This window comes from uncultured Ruegeria sp. (genome assembly GCF_947497005.1).
Classification (GTDB): domain Bacteria; phylum Pseudomonadota; class Alphaproteobacteria; order Rhodobacterales; family Rhodobacteraceae; genus Ruegeria.
In genome coordinates this window covers 1-15,405 of record NZ_CANMFF010000011.1, presented here as the reverse complement: position 1 = coordinate 15,405, position 15,405 = coordinate 1, and the positions used below count along the sequence as shown (strand labels likewise).

Annotated in this window: 14 protein-coding genes and 1 tRNA gene; 10 read left to right on the top strand and 5 right to left on the bottom strand. The window is 54.1% G+C overall.

Annotation, left to right across the window (positions count from 1 at the left end):
• Positions 1–3: 3 nt before the first annotated feature.
• Complete coding sequence (locus Q0816_RS15780) at positions 4–1,107, bottom strand: mandelate racemase/muconate lactonizing enzyme family protein (protein ID WP_298852246.1); 1,104 nt, start codon at positions 1,105–1,107, stop codon at positions 4–6.
• A 71-nt stretch (positions 1,108–1,178) separates the two neighbouring features.
• Positions 1,179–2,729 (bottom strand): trimethylamine methyltransferase family protein, encoded by a 1,551-nt coding sequence (locus Q0816_RS15775; RefSeq protein ID WP_298852600.1) that lies wholly within the window; start codon positions 2,727–2,729, stop codon positions 1,179–1,181.
• Positions 2,730–2,956: 227 nt separating this feature from the next.
• Between Q0816_RS15775 and Q0816_RS15770 the strand changes: the two genes are divergently transcribed.
• The 7 genes from Q0816_RS15770 to Q0816_RS15740 all read left to right on the top strand — a co-directional run bounded on the left by Q0816_RS15770 (position 2,957) and on the right by Q0816_RS15740 (position 8,913).
• Entirely contained in the window at positions 2,957–4,429 is a 1,473-nt protein-coding gene (locus tag Q0816_RS15770; protein ID WP_298852244.1) for an NAD(P)/FAD-dependent oxidoreductase, read from the top strand.
• Entirely contained in the window at positions 4,430–5,416 is a 987-nt protein-coding gene (locus Q0816_RS15765; RefSeq protein WP_298852242.1) for an alpha/beta fold hydrolase, read from the top strand. It abuts the gene before it with no gap.
• 72 nt (positions 5,417–5,488) lie between these two features.
• Positions 5,489–5,565, top strand: a tRNA-Met gene (locus tag Q0816_RS15760).
• 114 nt (positions 5,566–5,679) lie between these two features.
• On the top strand, positions 5,680–5,949 hold the full coding sequence (locus Q0816_RS15755; RefSeq protein ID WP_298852239.1) for a hypothetical protein: 270 nt from the start codon (positions 5,680–5,682) through the stop codon (positions 5,947–5,949).
• Positions 5,950–6,315: 366 nt separating this feature from the next.
• A complete protein-coding gene (locus Q0816_RS15750; protein ID WP_298852238.1) occupies positions 6,316–7,197 on the top strand; it encodes a hypothetical protein in 882 nt (293 codons plus the stop codon).
• Positions 7,181–8,482, top strand: a complete 1,302-nt coding sequence (locus tag Q0816_RS15745) for a DnaB-like helicase C-terminal domain-containing protein (protein ID WP_298852236.1) — start codon at positions 7,181–7,183, stop codon at positions 8,480–8,482. Before Q0816_RS15750 ends, Q0816_RS15745 begins: the two co-directional genes overlap by 17 nt.
• A gap of 83 nt (positions 8,483–8,565) precedes the next feature.
• Positions 8,566–8,913 (top strand): hypothetical protein, encoded by a 348-nt coding sequence (locus Q0816_RS15740; protein ID WP_298852234.1) that lies wholly within the window; start codon positions 8,566–8,568, stop codon positions 8,911–8,913.
• 110 nt (positions 8,914–9,023) lie between these two features.
• Here Q0816_RS15740 and Q0816_RS15735 read toward each other — a convergent pair whose 3' ends face one another.
• Positions 9,024–12,068 carry a hypothetical protein gene (locus Q0816_RS15735; RefSeq protein WP_298852232.1) on the bottom strand — a complete coding sequence of 1,015 codons (3,045 nt, stop codon included), beginning with the start codon at positions 12,066–12,068 and terminating at the stop codon, positions 9,024–9,026.
• A gap of 143 nt (positions 12,069–12,211) precedes the next feature.
• On the opposite strand from Q0816_RS15735, the gene Q0816_RS15730 reads away from it, so the two are divergent.
• The 3 genes from Q0816_RS15730 to Q0816_RS15720 all read left to right on the top strand — a co-directional run bounded on the left by Q0816_RS15730 (position 12,212) and on the right by Q0816_RS15720 (position 14,018).
• A complete protein-coding gene (locus Q0816_RS15730; protein ID WP_298852230.1) occupies positions 12,212–12,694 on the top strand; it encodes a helix-turn-helix domain-containing protein in 483 nt (160 codons plus the stop codon).
• 150 nt (positions 12,695–12,844) lie between these two features.
• Positions 12,845–13,336: a hypothetical protein gene (locus tag Q0816_RS15725; protein ID WP_298852228.1), complete on the top strand. Its 492-nt coding sequence runs from the start codon at positions 12,845–12,847 to the stop codon at positions 13,334–13,336.
• A gap of 367 nt (positions 13,337–13,703) precedes the next feature.
• Positions 13,704–14,018, top strand: coding sequence for a hypothetical protein (locus Q0816_RS15720; protein ID WP_298852226.1), 315 nt, complete (start codon positions 13,704–13,706; stop codon positions 14,016–14,018).
• A 654-nt stretch (positions 14,019–14,672) separates the two neighbouring features.
• Here the strand turns inward: Q0816_RS15720 and Q0816_RS15715 are convergent.
• Together Q0816_RS15715 and Q0816_RS26075 are read right to left on the bottom strand one after the other, a co-directional pair.
• Positions 14,673–14,969: a hypothetical protein gene (locus Q0816_RS15715; RefSeq protein WP_298852224.1), complete on the bottom strand. Its 297-nt coding sequence runs from the start codon at positions 14,967–14,969 to the stop codon at positions 14,673–14,675.
• 98 nt (positions 14,970–15,067) lie between these two features.
• A complete protein-coding gene (locus tag Q0816_RS26075; protein WP_367180509.1) occupies positions 15,068–15,259 on the bottom strand; it encodes a helix-turn-helix transcriptional regulator in 192 nt (63 codons plus the stop codon).
• Positions 15,260–15,405 lie beyond the last annotated feature (146 nt).

Here is a 15,405-nt window from a genome sequence, read left to right as displayed (position 1 = left end):
CAGTTAGAAAGACGCAACAGGGGCGCCGAATTGACTTTCATCGGGGACCACGCCCAGCCCCGGCCCGGTCGGCAACCCGATATACCCGCCTTTGATCTGAATGCCGTTTTCGGGATCGTAGTTGCCTTGGATGTATGGCGCGGCCAGCCAGACGCCTTCCAACAGGTCGGGCCGAACGGTTGCGCCCATATGTGTACAGGCGGCGGCAATTACGTCGCCGCCCCAGCTGTCATCGCAGGTATGCGGCAGGTTGCGGGCCTCGCAGATGTCGCGGAAGGCGCGCATCAGGTGCAGCCCACCGATGCGGGTGACCTTCATGCCGAACCCATCGACCAAACCGGTGCCTGCCGCTGAAATTACGGTGTTCAGGCTGGTGCTATTTTCGTCCATGTAAATGCCGTGCGTGACCTGAGGCCGGATCTTCTGCAGATCCTCGATCGTGTTGCAGGGCTGTTCCATAATGAACGGGATATCAGGGCATTCGCGGCTGACGCGCAGGGCGTCGCGCGTGGTCCAACCCCTATTGCCGTCCACGGCCAGACGCATTCCCGACCCTTTGACCACGTCCCAGACCTTGCGGATGGTTTCGATGTCGATTTCGACCGGGCGGCCTCCGACCTTGATCTGCAGACGGGGATAGCCCTCGGCCAGCTTTTCCTTTGCAAGACGGGCAATTTCGTCAGGTGCGCCGACACCGGTGGCATAGTAGGACGGCACTTTGTCCGTGGACGCCCCGCCCAACAGGTCGCAGACCGGAACGCCCAGATGCTTGCCCAACAGATCATGCGCGGCGATGTCGATGGCCGCCTTGGCATAGCTGTGACCGTTCAGCAGCCCCTCCATCTTGCGATGCAAGGCCAGGGGCAGCGCCTCGGTTCCGATCAGACCGGGGGCCATTTCGATCAGAGCGGCGCGAGCACCTGTCGCGTGCGCCTCGGCATAGGTCGGACCAACTGGGCAGGTCTCACCCCAGCCGACCAGACCGTTGTCCGCCACGACTTTGACCAGCGTGGTATCGAGCGCCCAAACTTCGGCATTGGCCATCGTGTAGGGCCCGTTTTTGACCGGCAGATCGTGGCTGTAGATGTGCAGTTCAGCTATCTTCATCTTGTTCTATTTGTCCTAAACTAAAAAAGGACCCACCCGGGATGCGGGCGGGCCAGTACGGGGAGTGTTTATCAGTATGTCTGGTTCAACTCATCTGCTGCCGGTATTTCCCTTTCTCGGCGGGCGATATAGTCCAGAAGGGCTTCGTTTTTAGCGTCGTCCAGTTTGGGTTCTTGATATTCAGCCAGCAATTTTCGGGCATGTTTCAGGGCGCGCTCGGTGATTTCAACTTCACCTTCCGCCACCCATTGTTCGATTGAGTTGTTGTCGAATAGTTCCGGCATGAAGAACGCGGTCTGGAAGTTTTCCTGCGTATGCGGGTGACCCAGATAATGGCCGCCGGGGCCGACATCCGGAACCGCTGCCAAAGCCTGATCGAAATCGTGCCATTTCGGACCCTCGGCCATGCGATAGGCCATCGCGCATTGTTCCGCGTCGACGATGAATTTGGCGGTCGAGCAATGCATGCCCGCCTCATTCCAGCCAGCCGAGTGCCAGATATAGTTCGCACCGGCATGCATGACGGCCTGTAGCGTGGTGGCAGATTCATAGCCTGCCTGCGCATCGAAGGTCTTGGCCCCGCCCAGTGTGTTCGAGGTACGCCACGGCACATCATAAAAGCGCGCCATCTGACCGATCATGAAGTTCATCAGACTGATTTCAGGCGTGCCCGCCATCGGCGCGCCGGACTTCATCGACACGGTCGACAGGTAATGCCCCCAGATCGCCGGGCAGCCCTTGCGGATCACCTGCGTATAAGCCAGCGCCGACAGCGCCTCGGCGGTCAGTTGTGCCACGGTGGCGGGCACCGAGGCGGGCGTGTTGGCACCACCCAGAACGAAGGGCGAGCACAATACCGGCTGGTTGCGGCGGCAGAAGGCACGCATGGCGCCCAGCATGGTTTCATCCCAGACCAGTGGGCTGTTGCCGTTGCAATTGCCGGTGGTGACAGGGTGGCTGTCGATGAACTCGTCGCCAAACAGGATGGCGCACATATCCATCACATCCTCGGCGTTTTTGGGCGAGGTTGTCATGCCCATGAACATCTTGTCTGAATACTTCATCGACGAATAGGTAATGCGCAGATGGCGCTGGCTGATCGGGTGATCATACGGTTCGACAATATGGTGGGCCGAGCTGTGCATCGCGGGCATCATGTGCGACAGCTTGTGGAACATCGCGAGGTCTTCCAGCAGCGGGTTGCGGCGCACGTCATCCAGATCGCACAGGAAAGGCGCGCCGGTCATCGGAACAAAAACCGCGTGTTTGCCACCGAGCTTGAGGTTCTTTTGCGGATCACGCGCGTGATAGGTAAATTGTGCCGGGATGGTCGAGATCAGCTCGCGCACAAGATTGCGATCCAGATATACCAGCTCTCCTACGACTTTGGCGCCAGCCGTCTTCCAGTCGTCCAGCGCAATCGGGTCGCGGAACTGAACACCGACGTTTTCCAGAATGTCCATGGCCGCGTTGTCGATCAGTTCCACTTGGCTGCCATCCATCACCTCGCAATGCGGCAGGTTGTTGGTCAGGCCGGGCAGCATATCGAATTTGGGCGCAGTCCGAAGGGCGCGGCGCGCAGACCGACCGCCAGAACGCGCGGCAGTGCGAGTAGTCAAAATACAATCCTCCAGTTTTGAAACAAACTGACGGATTCGCAACGCGACCGCCTCTCTGATTGCGATATGTGTTTGCAGGAAGCGACACGGGTCTCATCAATACGTATTTCCTGTAAGCTTGGTGCAATAAGACGTTCGGTCACTATCTCCTGTGTGACCTACTTCACAGCCAATCGAGTGCATTCATCCGCAACAGGTAAACGTATGGTTGTTTCAGGAGGCGCGCATTCATGCACCACGTAACAGAGATGCTGATCGTCGGCGCCGGGTTTTCAGGACTGACGATGGCGCTTGAGGCGCGCAAACGCGGCATCGGGGATATCGCGATTCTGGAAAAAGCCGACGATATCGGTGGTACGTGGCGGGAAAACACCTATCCCGGTGTCGCTTGTGATGTGCCGTCGCATCTGTATTCCATGGCAACCCATCTTAATCCGAACTGGAGCCGTGCTTACGCCGGTGGCGCTGAAATTCAGGCCTATCTGCAAGACGTCGCGCGTAAGGAGGGTCTGTATGACCTGTGCCACTTTGGGCAAGAGCTGAAATCAGCCAAATGGGATGGTACGCGCTGGCAGGTTGAAACAATGGATGGCCAACACTGGTCGGCGCGGTTTCTGGTCTCTGCCATCGGTGCGCTACATTGCCCCAGCATTCCCGATATCCCCGGTGCAGACAGTTTTCCCGGCCCTTGTTTCCACTCTGCCGAATGGAATCACGATGTCGACCTGACCGGCAAACAGGTTGCTGTCGTCGGTACCGGGGCGTCGGCCGTGCAATTCGTGCCTGAAATTGCCAAGATCGCGGGTCACGTCACAGTCTTTCAGCGCAGTGCGCCGTATGTCATGCCGCGCCCGGACGGTCCGATTGCATCCTGGGTGCGCGATCTTTATGCCCGTTTTCCCATTTTGCCACGCATTCGGCGCAAGTTGATCTTCATGATCTTCGAATTTCGCCATCGGGTCTTTCGCGGTGAAGAACGCGCAGTTAATTTTGCCCTAAAGATGTGGCGAAAGGCACTGGAGCGCGCCATTCCCGATCCGGCAGAACAACAAATTCTGATCCCGGACTATCGGATTGGCTGCAAACGCATCCTCAGTTCGAATGATTGGTACCCGACTCTGGCCCGCGACAATGTCAGTGTCGTACCGCAGGGCGTTGCAAGGATCGACGGTGACAAAGTCATCGCTGCAGATGGCACCGAAATTCAGGCGGATGCCCTGATCTGGGGCACCGGGTTTCACGTAACCGACGTGGTCGAGCGGCTGGACATAACCGGTTCAGATGGGCTGACCCTTCGTTCTGCCTGGTCGGATGGCATGTGCGCGCATCTGGGCACCGCAATCACGGGCTTTCCCAATTTCTTCCTCCTTCTGGGCCCGCATACCGGGCTGGGGCATAACTCGGTTGTGCTGATGATCGAGGCTCAGGTCGGACATATCGGTCGGGTCCTGAGCGAGATGCAACGCACAGGGTTGTCTACGATCACGCCCAATGCAGCCAAACAGGCAGCCTTTACGCAGGAAATGCAGGACCGTCACGCCGATAGTGTGTGGCAGGCCGGGGGCTGTTCATCGTGGTATGTGGATGCGGATGGCAGGAACACGACCCTTTGGCCCGGCACAGTTGCCGAGTTCCAGAAACGCATGGCACAATCGGGACTGGAGCAATACAGTTCCACCACCCATGGCAATGGAGAAAGTTGAATGACAACCGTTCTGATCGTGATCGCCGTCTTTGCCGCCTTCCTGCTTGTCATGAATTTATGGACCCGGAAGATAACACGCCATGGGCTTGAGACCGTGCCACAGCTGGGTCAGATCACGCCCGTTCGCGGCGGCAGCATCCATTACGTTGAAAAGGGTAACCCCGAAGCGCAGACCATTGTCATGGTTCACGGTCTGGCCGGGCAATTGCAGCATTATACCTATGCACTGGTAGACCTTTTGGCGGACGACTACCACGTCATCGCACTGGACCGGCCGGGATGTGGGTATTCGACACGCGACGCGGCAGAGCTGGCGCAATTGCCGAAACAGGCCAGCATGATCGCAGAATTTTTGGAAGCCAAAAGCGTGGATCGGGCTATATTGGTCGGGCACTCGTTGGGCGGCGCGGTTTCATTGGCAATGGCACTGGACCACCCTGACCGGGTCGCCGGGCTGGCTTTGCTAGCACCGCTGACGCACAAATTGCCCGAAACACCCGCGATCTTCAAACCGCTCGAGATCCGGGCCGAGTGGTTGCGCAGTCTGATCGGAAACACTCTTGCCGTACCTCTGGCGTCTAAAACTGCGCCACACACGCTGGGCGCCGCGTTTGACCCGGAGATCCCGCCCGATGACTTTCTCGACCGGGCAGGCGGGGCGCTTGGCCTGCGGCCTTCCGCCTTTGTCACTGCGTCCCAGGACGTTATCGGTGTCGACGTCAGCATAAACGCGCAGGTCGCGCGCTATCCGGATCTGACCGTACCCGGAGGCATCTTGTATGGCCGTCAGGATGCAATACTGTCCCCGCCATTACATGGGCCCTCAATGACCGACTTCGGATTAAGCTACGAAGAACTTGATAAGTTCGGTCATATGATCCTGATCACAGAGCCAGAAACCTGCGCCGCCTTCATCCGCAGGATGGCGGACGCGACGACATCCTCCCAAATGTCCCTGCGGGACATGCCACCCGAGCCTGTGTGAAAGAATTCTTCTGGTCAGATGATTTCCCTCTTGACCCTCCCCGACCCCTCGCTTACATCGCCTCTCACTCAAGGCGGAGTAGCTCAGTTGGTTAGAGCAGCGGAATCATAATCCGCGTGTCGGGGGTTCAAGTCCCTCCTCCGCTACCAAACCACTCACATCAAGCATTTGATAATAATGTGAAAACTGTGAGCATAGAGTATCTGTCCCGCCATCTTTCCCACCACTTGGTTTCTCAAACACCATTTTGGAAAGGAAATGAGATGAAGACCGATTCACCTAAAGAGATCTTCGATGAGATCCTGGGCGTTGCCATGGAAACAGCTGGTCTCGCCGTAGCGTTGGACAACGCGATCTTCTATGACAACGGCGGTTTGCAAGACATGCATCCTGAAACACGGAAGGCCGTGGACGGGATCGCAAAGGCCCTTCGGCGATCCACTGACATGATCGTTGATCAGGTCGAAGCACTCGAACACAAAATAGAATGGTCCAAGGATACAATGCCCCACCCTAAGTTGGTGCAAAGCTGATCAACACAATGCCTGGCCGAGCTTGTTGGTTCGGCCGGCCTTTCTCGCGCAGTCAAATCGCGATACCCCCACCCCCTTTTGAACCCGCCTTCAGAGACCCCCGCCCCCAAAAATCGCCGCGCGTGTGTGGTCATCCATGCAACCGCTCACGACATTGGCTGAATGCTTCGTAGGTTCACCTGTTCACCGAATTCTTAAGTTTGTTGGTCCTAGTTTCTCCAATCGTCCTTCGCGCATACAACCATTCAAAGAATCCAAATCTAAACGGCATTGTACAATAGTTGCTTAGTTTCCTTGTACTTCGCCGCCGGGCGATGTTCACTGATTGCATTGAGTCGATTTTTTTTGGGAGTGTTGTCACACAAAATGGAAAGTGCCAGAGTAACTCGAATTGGCCCAAACTCGGCAGCTAGATTTGCAGCGGATCTGGAAATTTTTTTGCCAAGGCAAGGGGAAAGTAGCTTTTCTAATATACCGTTCGAGGTTGAAGCATCGTTTGGTGAACAAGACTTTACGGATGAAGGCGGATTTGGTTTCAAGCTGAGCTTTCGTAGAGTGTTTTTGGAAGTCATTACCGTTGGTTGTGAAATCTTAAGGGACAACAGATACCAACGATCCCTTCCCAGGGATCAGTTCCAACACCTTCTGAAGTCGGTAAGCGATAGTTCTAGCATGAGAAAGGCCAGCGCAGGTGCGGGCGTCTCGCTACAGCTTTCACGAGTGCTCTCAGCACTTGGCATAGAAAGTTCCGCACATGTTGAAGCTCAGAAGAGCATTAATACAGGCGACTTTCAGTCGCTCGAGAGTGATTTAGAGTTCAAAATTGTCCGTTGGGTTGGAGCAAACAGATGGCAGATTGGGCATGAAGTTCTGGGAGACCCCAGCGAATTGAGCGGTGAACTTCGCGGCGGGTACTTGTCGCCGATAGGCGATGGTAGAGAAGAAGACTCCTCAAACCCGCTTTGTAGTCTAGGCCCGACAAAAAATACGAAGTATTCGGCGATTGTTGAACTCCGAGCACGCAAACGAGACTGCGTCTATAGGCCTTTGGGTAAACAACGAAACGAAGATCGTTGGGCTAGTAAGAACAGAACACAGATCGAGCGCCTTTTGACCCTAAAAATGCTTGAAGAACAAAATCGAAAAGATGGGCTGTCGCCTCCAGAGGGTGAAGTTGTTCTAGCCAGGGGTAGCATTGAAGTAGCAAAGCCCAGAAAGCCTAAGAAAAAAAATGAAGAAAATTACTGAGTTCTCACCCAATTTTCCTCTTTTGAAAGCTATTAGGTTTTCAAACTCAGCAAACCTAAGCGACCTTTGCGCAATCGCAAACTTGGATCCGAGCGTTGATTTTAAAGTCCTCTCGATTTCAGATATTGACTTTCGCGGTTCGGACTTGGCGGATTTTGTCGTAAGCTCTGATCTTCCCGATCATCTGACCGCCCAGCAGATGAAAGAATTGGTTGATCAATTCGCCGTCGACCAAGATAGTGGCAATAAGAATGAACCTGATACCGAGATTGAAGGCACTTTTGAAGTACCAAAACAATCTGAAGAACAAGGTTTTAAGTCCTTCTCAAGCTCTGTTGCAAATGCCGTTGAAGCAACTGGTTTTACCTATTCAAGGGCCGGTCAAGCGCCCTTAATTCCGACTGGTTTTGCAGATCTGGACTTCACGCTTGGTGGGCTCCGAAAGGCTCAACTGTTTTTACTGGCGGCAGTTCCGTCCGCTGGTAAAACTGCGTTTGCAACTCAACTGGCAAAAAATATTGCGGACAGAGTCGACACCAGCGATGCCTCGAATGATAGGGCACTTGGCGGCGTGGTAGGGTACTTCTCTTTACAGCAGTCTGCCGAACAGATAGCTCAACGGATATTGGCAGTTGAAACAGAGATTAAAAATCAGAGAATTCTGCAAGGAGACATGACCGAGGAGGAGTTTCGCCGGTTTGTTAATGCCGCAAAGGGTTTTGAAGACACTCCTATCTATATCAACGATACTTCAAGCAATATCGAAGACTTGGTCAAGGGAGCGGAAAAGCTTAAAGAACAGCATGGATTGGATGTTCTTTTTGTGGATATGTTGGATGATTTTTCCGTTGAGCGACCAAGTTCAGCAAAGTTCAAAAATGAAATTGCCGAAAATCTTAAGGTTCTAAAAGTACTGGCAAGAAGGTTGGACATTTGCGTTTTTGTTGTTTCTAGCCTCAGTCAATCCTTAGCGCTACGCAGCAACAGACGGCCAACGCTTAATGATCTTGATGACCCTGCAGCCGTCAGCCAAATCGCCGACACCGTACTGTTGTTGCATCGAGAGGAGTTCTTTCTCGAACAAGAAACACCGGAAGAACATGATTTCGAAAATCTAGAAATTTGGAGAGACAGGATGGAGCGCACTCACGGTAAAGTTGAGGTGATTGTCGCAAAACACAGGAACGGCCCAATGGGTACGGTGGAGTTGGCTTTCGATGCCGATCTCTTGCGCTTCGGAAACCAGGTGAAACCATGGCAAGAGTCCAATCTTGAGGATTACTGATGCTCAGCTGTGCGAATAAATTGCTCCGGGGAACGACTTCCAATAGCTCTCGGGAAACTTAACAACGCTACAGGGAGGAGATGATGGGCGGAACCGAATCCAAAGCAACTGTTTCAAAGGTCCTACACAAAGGCGTACGCATCGAAAGCCGCGGGTCGGTTCTTTCTGAATTTGACACGATGAAGCGAATTTTGGATTCAATGCCGGAATTGATGGCGCGTCGTCTGGACGCGATTTGGTGCGATTCATACGCCGGGGCCAGCTACACAGTTTCTGTTCGCGATGGACTTTGGACACCCGAACTCAAATGTGCGCTTTCCGATGGGGTAATGGAAGGCGCAGGAGGTCACAACGGTATCGTAATTGAAGCGAGCGACGGAAGTGTTTACCATTTAGAACCCGATTGGGGCGAACCTATTGGTGACACCTGAGCATGTAAGCATTGGTGAAGAGACCAAGAGCTAAACTGTCCAACGAAGATTGTTTGTCGCTCGAATACCAATTTATGATTGGATATTGGGTCATTTAATCGCGTCAAAGATCACTTGGCGCCAACGTCAGCGGCGACACTCCGCTCGACGTTGCGCAACAAAGGCAGAAGATACCACAAGTTGTTGCCTGGTAACGTGCGGCCGATCTTGTCGATATCGCGTGTCGAAAGCTTGCCGATCCCGGCGACGTGTTGAGAAACGGCGTTGATCCCTTCGAAAGCGCCTTTGGCAATATCGACGGTCGGGCCAGCAAGACCCTCGAATTCCGACCTTGCGCGCCACCGCGACACGACCTCACCTGACGGTGACAATGCGCCACCCATCAGAGCATTCACCGGGTTGTAGATCTCAAACAACCAACCCGCCAAACCAGAGCGGTCAAGCGCATCTTCCCAAAGTGCTGAACCGGTTTTGCGATCATATCCGCCAACATCAGCTTTGATATTTGATGTGAGCGCCCCCAGCGTGAGCATCGTAACAAAGGTCGCCAACGTGGCAGCGTCGGCCCGCTGAATACCAGCCAAAACAATGCGGTGATGCGCGGACCACGCGAAGTTCTTGAACTGGAAAAAGAACTTTCCCAACTCGGTCGAGAATGCCAGCGGCTTGTCCTGCCCTGGCGTGATCACCATCAAATCGAACTCACGGTTCATCGCATGCTGAAAAGCCCGAAACGCGTCTCGATCATCCCATTTTCCAGCGTGTGGTAGCCACAATAGATCATCGGTGTCACCGTGTTTGTCTATCTGCTTGGCAATCCGCTCCGCCATCCACGGCTCTATTCCATTTGCTGCGAGGTGCCGCAGTTGTTTTTTTGAGGCTGACCCACCGCGAACTGCATCCGCGGCTTTCGCGATACGAGAAGAAACGAAAGCACCTCCCACGGTCTTCCAACCTGCGTTCCATGGGATGACACCGTTGAGGTAACTAAAGCCGTTGGTGACATCCCCAACAATCCGTTCGGCACGCGTCACGCTGCCATAAGGATCTATGAGATTGGAGATCTCCATAGCCCGCCCGTTCAAATACCATTCAGATGCAGCGCCAAGTTCGGACGCATCTTTCAGCGCGACACCGAGCTTCTTTGGATCGGTCAATGCAGTGATCGACCCAAACGCCGCTTCAATTCCAGAGCGATGCAACAGCGTACCCAGATCCGGAAGGGCCGAAAGCATGAAGCCACCGAGTAGAGACGTATACGATAGCGAACGACCGATACGGCTGCCGACGATCCAAACGTCACGGGGGTTTTCAGGCAGTTTGTAGGAGCCGCGAATACGATCCCGCATCGCCAACAAATCCCGGCGAGAATTGTTGGCCTCTTTGGAAATCCGACTGCGCTCTTTCTGAGACTTTGCAGTTTTCAAAGCCCGTGCTTCTTCCTCATTGATGCGTGTTAACGCATCGTTCATTTCGATGTCACCAAACTCCCGAATGATTTCGAGATCTGGCACCATCGTTTCGAAATACCTCGCCATAACAGCACGAACGTCTGACTCCAGCCACGGCTCCAATACCTCGTCAGGAACATCGAGAACTCTTGCACGCGTGGGAGAGCCCAGAGCCACTCCCCACGCGGCCTGACCGGGTTTCAGCCCCTTAATTGCCTGAATGGTCTCAGCAACCACTGTGGCAACTTCCTCGTCGCTCTGGTTCGCGTATACCAGATCCTTGTCCTTCAATTCGGCTTTGGCAGCGATGCGCCTTTTGGAGGCTTGGCGCCGTTTCAAAAACTCACGTTGAAGCACAGGGAAAATATCGTCGGCGCTGTCGTCACCATAGTGAGCGTTGATTTTTTCAATGTTGTAGATTCGAGAGAGGTAACTGCCGGCATCTGACAATTCCACGCCGTCAGGGACCAAACCCAACTCTTCCGCTTCCTTTTTTACCGGATCGAAAAGGTTGCGTCTGACAGCATCAGCGACCGACTGGACCTGTGGGATAGGGTGCTTGTCATCACGGCGCATCGCCTTAGCGACTTCCTCAGAAAACTCGCGGATTGATAGCTTGCGGTTCTTTCCCAACAGATGTGCCCATTTCCCCGTAAGCGGGGCGGTCATGGTACCGATTGCGCCGACCGGGCCATCGCGTTCGTACTCAGCGTAGAACCGGGTCAGATCTGCCATCAGCGATGTCAATTCAGTGTTTCGACGCGTCTTCACCCTAGTTTCGACTGGCACCTGACCACTAAACGCGGTCCGGCCCTCCTTTGCGATGTCAAGTTCAAGAACCGGCTCTGCCAACCGCGCGGTCGCCGCTCGAACCTCACTGAATTCACTCAAAGTTGTTCGGAGTAACGGATCAGACCCAACAAAAAAACGGCCGAAAAGAGGAATGCTTTTAATGCTTTGGAACACATGCTCTCGACGCAACTTAAAATCGTCACCCGAAACCGTTGCCGCAGCGTTCAGCGACCGTATTCCCTGATCAACATCATGCACTGTCTTGATCGCGGATTCCGTACGCAACGAAGCAGCTTTGAACTCTGCCGAAGCAACCTTTCCGGCGGCGGCGCCAAGAACACCACCTAGAACAAATGACCCTCCTATGGCGAACGCACTTTCCGTGGCCGTACGGGTTTCCTGTGTGCCCTGCAGAACGGTTTCATCTAGTGCCGCCGCAAATGCAGCGGAGCCCGCAACGGTCAACCCGGTTCGCGCAATGGAAACACCCTTGGCCCCTTTGACGACGGCACCACCGGGGATCAGCGATGACGGCGATAGAAGAGCCGCGCCCATTTGAGACAATACGCCAAGACCACCGGCCGCATCCAGAACCCCGCGGTCATCACGTTCCCGGTCGATCTGGGCTTTCATCGCCACCACATCTTCGACGTCACGGGCGCCAGCGAACCGACCGGCATAACCTTCATACTCGGTGCCCTGGATATCATCCCACGGCCGATATTCGGGATCGAATGGTTTGAGCGGATCATAGTTGAAACTGGTCAACGCTGAAACAACAGGGTTTTCCGTGCGAAAGGCGGCACCAAGGATATCACCGATCCCGTTTGGTGTTTCCTCTGTCGGGGTGACGCTCAACCCCTCAGGCAGAGCCAGAGGCCCATAAAAATCTTCGGTGTCTTTGAAGGGCATATCGGAGCATTCCATTTAAAAGGCTATTATAAAATGGCGGTTACTCAACCAAGCGGGCAATGCACTTACGGTCACACGACTTGAGGCTATCCGTTTCGTGCGTGTGCATTTCGCGGTTCGGTTTTTTCACTCACACCAAAGGCATGGAGACACCGAATATATCAAAAGCCTTGCGGGAGCGCGGGTGGCGGATCGCTTCTATCAAAGGCACCGAAATGCATCTGCAATGTGCTAAAGTTGGCTGTCTGAAAACCACAAAAGTTTCGCTGGCCGAGCCCGTCGAGCTACCTGCCCCATGCACTGAAAAGCACTTCAACGGCTACGACGCTCAGACTTTCGAGCTGTATCTCACACTTGTTGGAACCCTCAGGGACAGGCGCAGCGCGCTGGGGCTCAGTCAGGAGGACTTGACGGCTGCGATGGGTATCGCCGACGGTTATGTTAACAAACTGGAAAGCATAGCACGGGTGGCCGCTTTCCCGATGCTGCAGCTGTGGGCGCAGACCCTCGGACTATCGATCACAACAACACCAGCACCGCTGCCACCGGCAACAACCAGGGCCATAGAGGCGCGGGAAAGCCGCCCGTACCAGCCAAATCAGGCGAGATACAAACATGCCTATTAAGAAGCCCACAGACGGGAGAAAAACGCTGCACGCGCTTGACCCGCGTAAATTTTCAATTGACGCCCCCTGCAATGCCTCTGCGCCTACGCGGACGGCCATACAGATCCAACAAACACCCCAGATCCTAATAAACCCCAGAAAGGCAATCTGATGACGTCGCTCGCACAAACAGTCAGCGCACCAAACTTCGATGGCTTGCGTCTGGGGAAGAAAACCGTTGAAGCACTTGAGGCAATGGCCTGGCAAGGCATCCCCTTGCACGAGGCCGCCAAGACAGTTGAAATGCGCCGCGGCAACCTTGAACGGGCCTTCAATCTCCTGCCTGTCCGCCAGCGCTATAACCAACTCACCCAGTATATACGCCAGAACGAGGGACAGGCCGCTATAGCACGCATCGGGGAATTGGCGCGGAGCGCGAAGAGCGAGCATGTAAGGCTTGAAGCCAATCAATGGCTCGCTGGTGTACAGGGCGTAGCCCCCGTCAGTAGGGTTCACGGTATATACCAGCATAGCCACTCTTTTGGCGGCTTTGAGTACGACGACGACGATCCGTCCGAAGACGACGAAATAATTGATGGGACAGTAGCCGAAGACGACATCGGGCAAACCGCCGAAGGTACGGTATATACCGATGAAGACTAGATCCAACACGCTCATAAGCCGTAGGAAATCACTCATTGGTGGTGATCGGCCCTCACGCCACCGCACAAAGCCCCGGCGGAAATTCACGCTGAAAAAGGGACCCAAAAAACCAGCGCGAAAATATAAAGATTCTCAATTGTTTGAGCTGTTTTTGGACATGCTAGATTAAGCGCAAAAAGACGGGCATTCTCGGGTGAGAGACCGAGAGGTTTTGCCTGCATTGGCCCTCGCGCGCGTCAAAAAGGGTCGTCGCCAACTCCAAAATCCCAGGCTTTCGAGTCGATTACGAACACCCCCAGTGCATGGCGCTGAAACCGTCCGACCGAATAACCTGGTTACGATAACAACGCCAATTTGGAGCGCCATCATGAACCTCTGTTCAACCGAAGAAGAACGTATCGCGGCCAAGGTGAAATTTGCGGAGGCCGTACTACACGTCTGGCACAAAGCAGATGGTCGGTTTCGAACCGCTGCCACTGAAGCTGCCGGAGCCATAGCCCGCAAAAACAGCAAAAACGAACAAAACGCGATGTTGGAATTTCAGATCGCGGCCGACGTGTTGTCGAGATCAGCGGGTGATGCACTTAGAGCCCAAACCGAAGAATCGAAGCGGCAGGGTCAAATTCTCCGGGAGCAGCGCGAGAAGGAAGAAGCAATCCGGCGTCAGATCCGTAGCGCTTAACATCCCTAAACTGATCAGCTGTAAAATGCTGTGTATATGGTATATTAAGGATGTCATAGAAACTCGGACGGGAGCGTGTGCCAATTCGGCAGTTTCCGTCCTAGTTCTTCGGACGGCTTGTCATAGAATCTAGGACGGCGTTCTTCAAACCGTCATAATTTTTGGGACGGTACTGTCCTAATCTTTATGACGGGATTTCGCTTTCCCGTTGGACCCTTTGGGGTTGTGGTTCGGGGCACGAACTACCGGTTGGTCATTGCCGCGCCGCCAGTCCTTGTACAGTCGCCTTCCTTGGTTTGTCTCTGCTGTTGGCAATGCGATCTCGGTGATTTCATAAAGTGGACAAGATGCGACACCGCTCAACCCGATTTCTGGGGGTTTGGTACAGACAATGAAACCGCGGGATTGCAAATCCCAGAATGCTTTGGAGGCCGTGTCTTTTGAGATACCTATTCGTTCAGCAGCCTGGCGCACTGACAGGCTTATTCTGCCGTTGTTATTGTTGTTGGGCCCTCGCCACTCCAATAGCAACCATGGATAAAGCGCTTGCGCTACAGGTGGCAAAGAACGCCACGCTTCCGTTTCCATGATTGCGCGCTTCATTGATGCAAAGTGTCCACCGCGGTTTTCGTTTTTTCTGTCGCGCCCCATCGGTCACCTCGAGACCGCCAAGGGGATCAAACTGTCCCGCAGATAGTATTTGACACTGCCTGCGATGCTGACGTTTTTGTCGATGGTCACGCCTAAGAGGCGCAACATGCGTACGCTTTCAACCCAGGCTTCATCAATTGGGAAGCATCCTTCGAAATCTGCGCATCGCAGATCCTCGAGAACACTGAGCGCCGCCCCATAAACCGAGACTTCAAATGGGTCCCGAGTCGGTACCCCGGTGCGATCGACTTTCAAGACGCTGTATTTCGCGCCACCATGTTGTTTGTTGCCTGATTGCATTGGCCTACTTCTTGATTTGAAGCGGCGGGGGGGGTATCCTGCAGTTATCGAGAACAAAATACCGAGCCCCCGCCGAGCTTTGCTGGTGGGGGTTTCGTTTATGAATGCGCGTGGTCATCCACCCATTTTTGGATATCAGTCGCCCGCCATCTTGCCATACCACCTATTTTCATTGGAGCTGGCATGTGTCCGTTTTTGGACAAACGCCAAACCGTGGACACGCCGCAGGAGAATAGATCAGCTACTTCTCTTACGCTTAAGAATTTCTTTCCATCTGTTATCAACTGCATTCGCATCATCCTAAATTGTCTTGATGACGCCAAGCTGTCCCAATTGGTTTCCTTCAGCCACGACAATGATTATGACCTGCCCCCCGAGGCTCCCTCATTCATAACGAGAGTCTGCGGGTCTGGTCTTCATATTCGTCGTCGTTGGT

What these genes read in the sequence shown, in the direction of transcription:
- Q0816_RS15750 (WP_298852238.1), top strand. Translation starts at nt 6,316, where the DNA reads ATGGAAAGTGCCAGAGTAACTCGAATTGGCCCAAACTCGGCAGCTAGA.
- Q0816_RS15755 (WP_298852239.1), top strand. Translation starts at nt 5,680, where the DNA reads ATGAAGACCGATTCACCTAAAGAGATCTTCGATGAGATCCTGGGCGTT.
- Q0816_RS15780 (WP_298852246.1), bottom strand. Translation starts at nt 1,107, where the DNA reads ATGAAGATAGCTGAACTGCACATCTACAGCCACGATCTGCCGGTCAAA.
- Q0816_RS15745 (WP_298852236.1), top strand. Translation starts at nt 7,181, where the DNA reads ATGAAGAAAATTACTGAGTTCTCACCCAATTTTCCTCTTTTGAAAGCT.
- Q0816_RS15765 (WP_298852242.1), top strand. Translation starts at nt 4,430, where the DNA reads ATGACAACCGTTCTGATCGTGATCGCCGTCTTTGCCGCCTTCCTGCTT.
- Q0816_RS15735 (WP_298852232.1), bottom strand. Translation starts at nt 12,068, where the DNA reads ATGCCCTTCAAAGACACCGAAGATTTTTATGGGCCTCTGGCTCTGCCT.
- Q0816_RS15730 (WP_298852230.1), top strand. Translation starts at nt 12,212, where the DNA reads ATGGAGACACCGAATATATCAAAAGCCTTGCGGGAGCGCGGGTGGCGG.
- Q0816_RS15725 (WP_298852228.1), top strand. Translation starts at nt 12,845, where the DNA reads ATGACGTCGCTCGCACAAACAGTCAGCGCACCAAACTTCGATGGCTTG.
- Q0816_RS15740 (WP_298852234.1), top strand. Translation starts at nt 8,566, where the DNA reads ATGGGCGGAACCGAATCCAAAGCAACTGTTTCAAAGGTCCTACACAAA.
- Q0816_RS15720 (WP_298852226.1), top strand. Translation starts at nt 13,704, where the DNA reads ATGAACCTCTGTTCAACCGAAGAAGAACGTATCGCGGCCAAGGTGAAA.
- Q0816_RS15770 (WP_298852244.1), top strand. Translation starts at nt 2,957, where the DNA reads ATGCACCACGTAACAGAGATGCTGATCGTCGGCGCCGGGTTTTCAGGA.
- Q0816_RS15715 (WP_298852224.1), bottom strand. Translation starts at nt 14,969, where the DNA reads ATGCAATCAGGCAACAAACAACATGGTGGCGCGAAATACAGCGTCTTG.
- Q0816_RS26075 (WP_367180509.1), bottom strand. Translation starts at nt 15,259, where the DNA reads ATGCAGTTGATAACAGATGGAAAGAAATTCTTAAGCGTAAGAGAAGTA.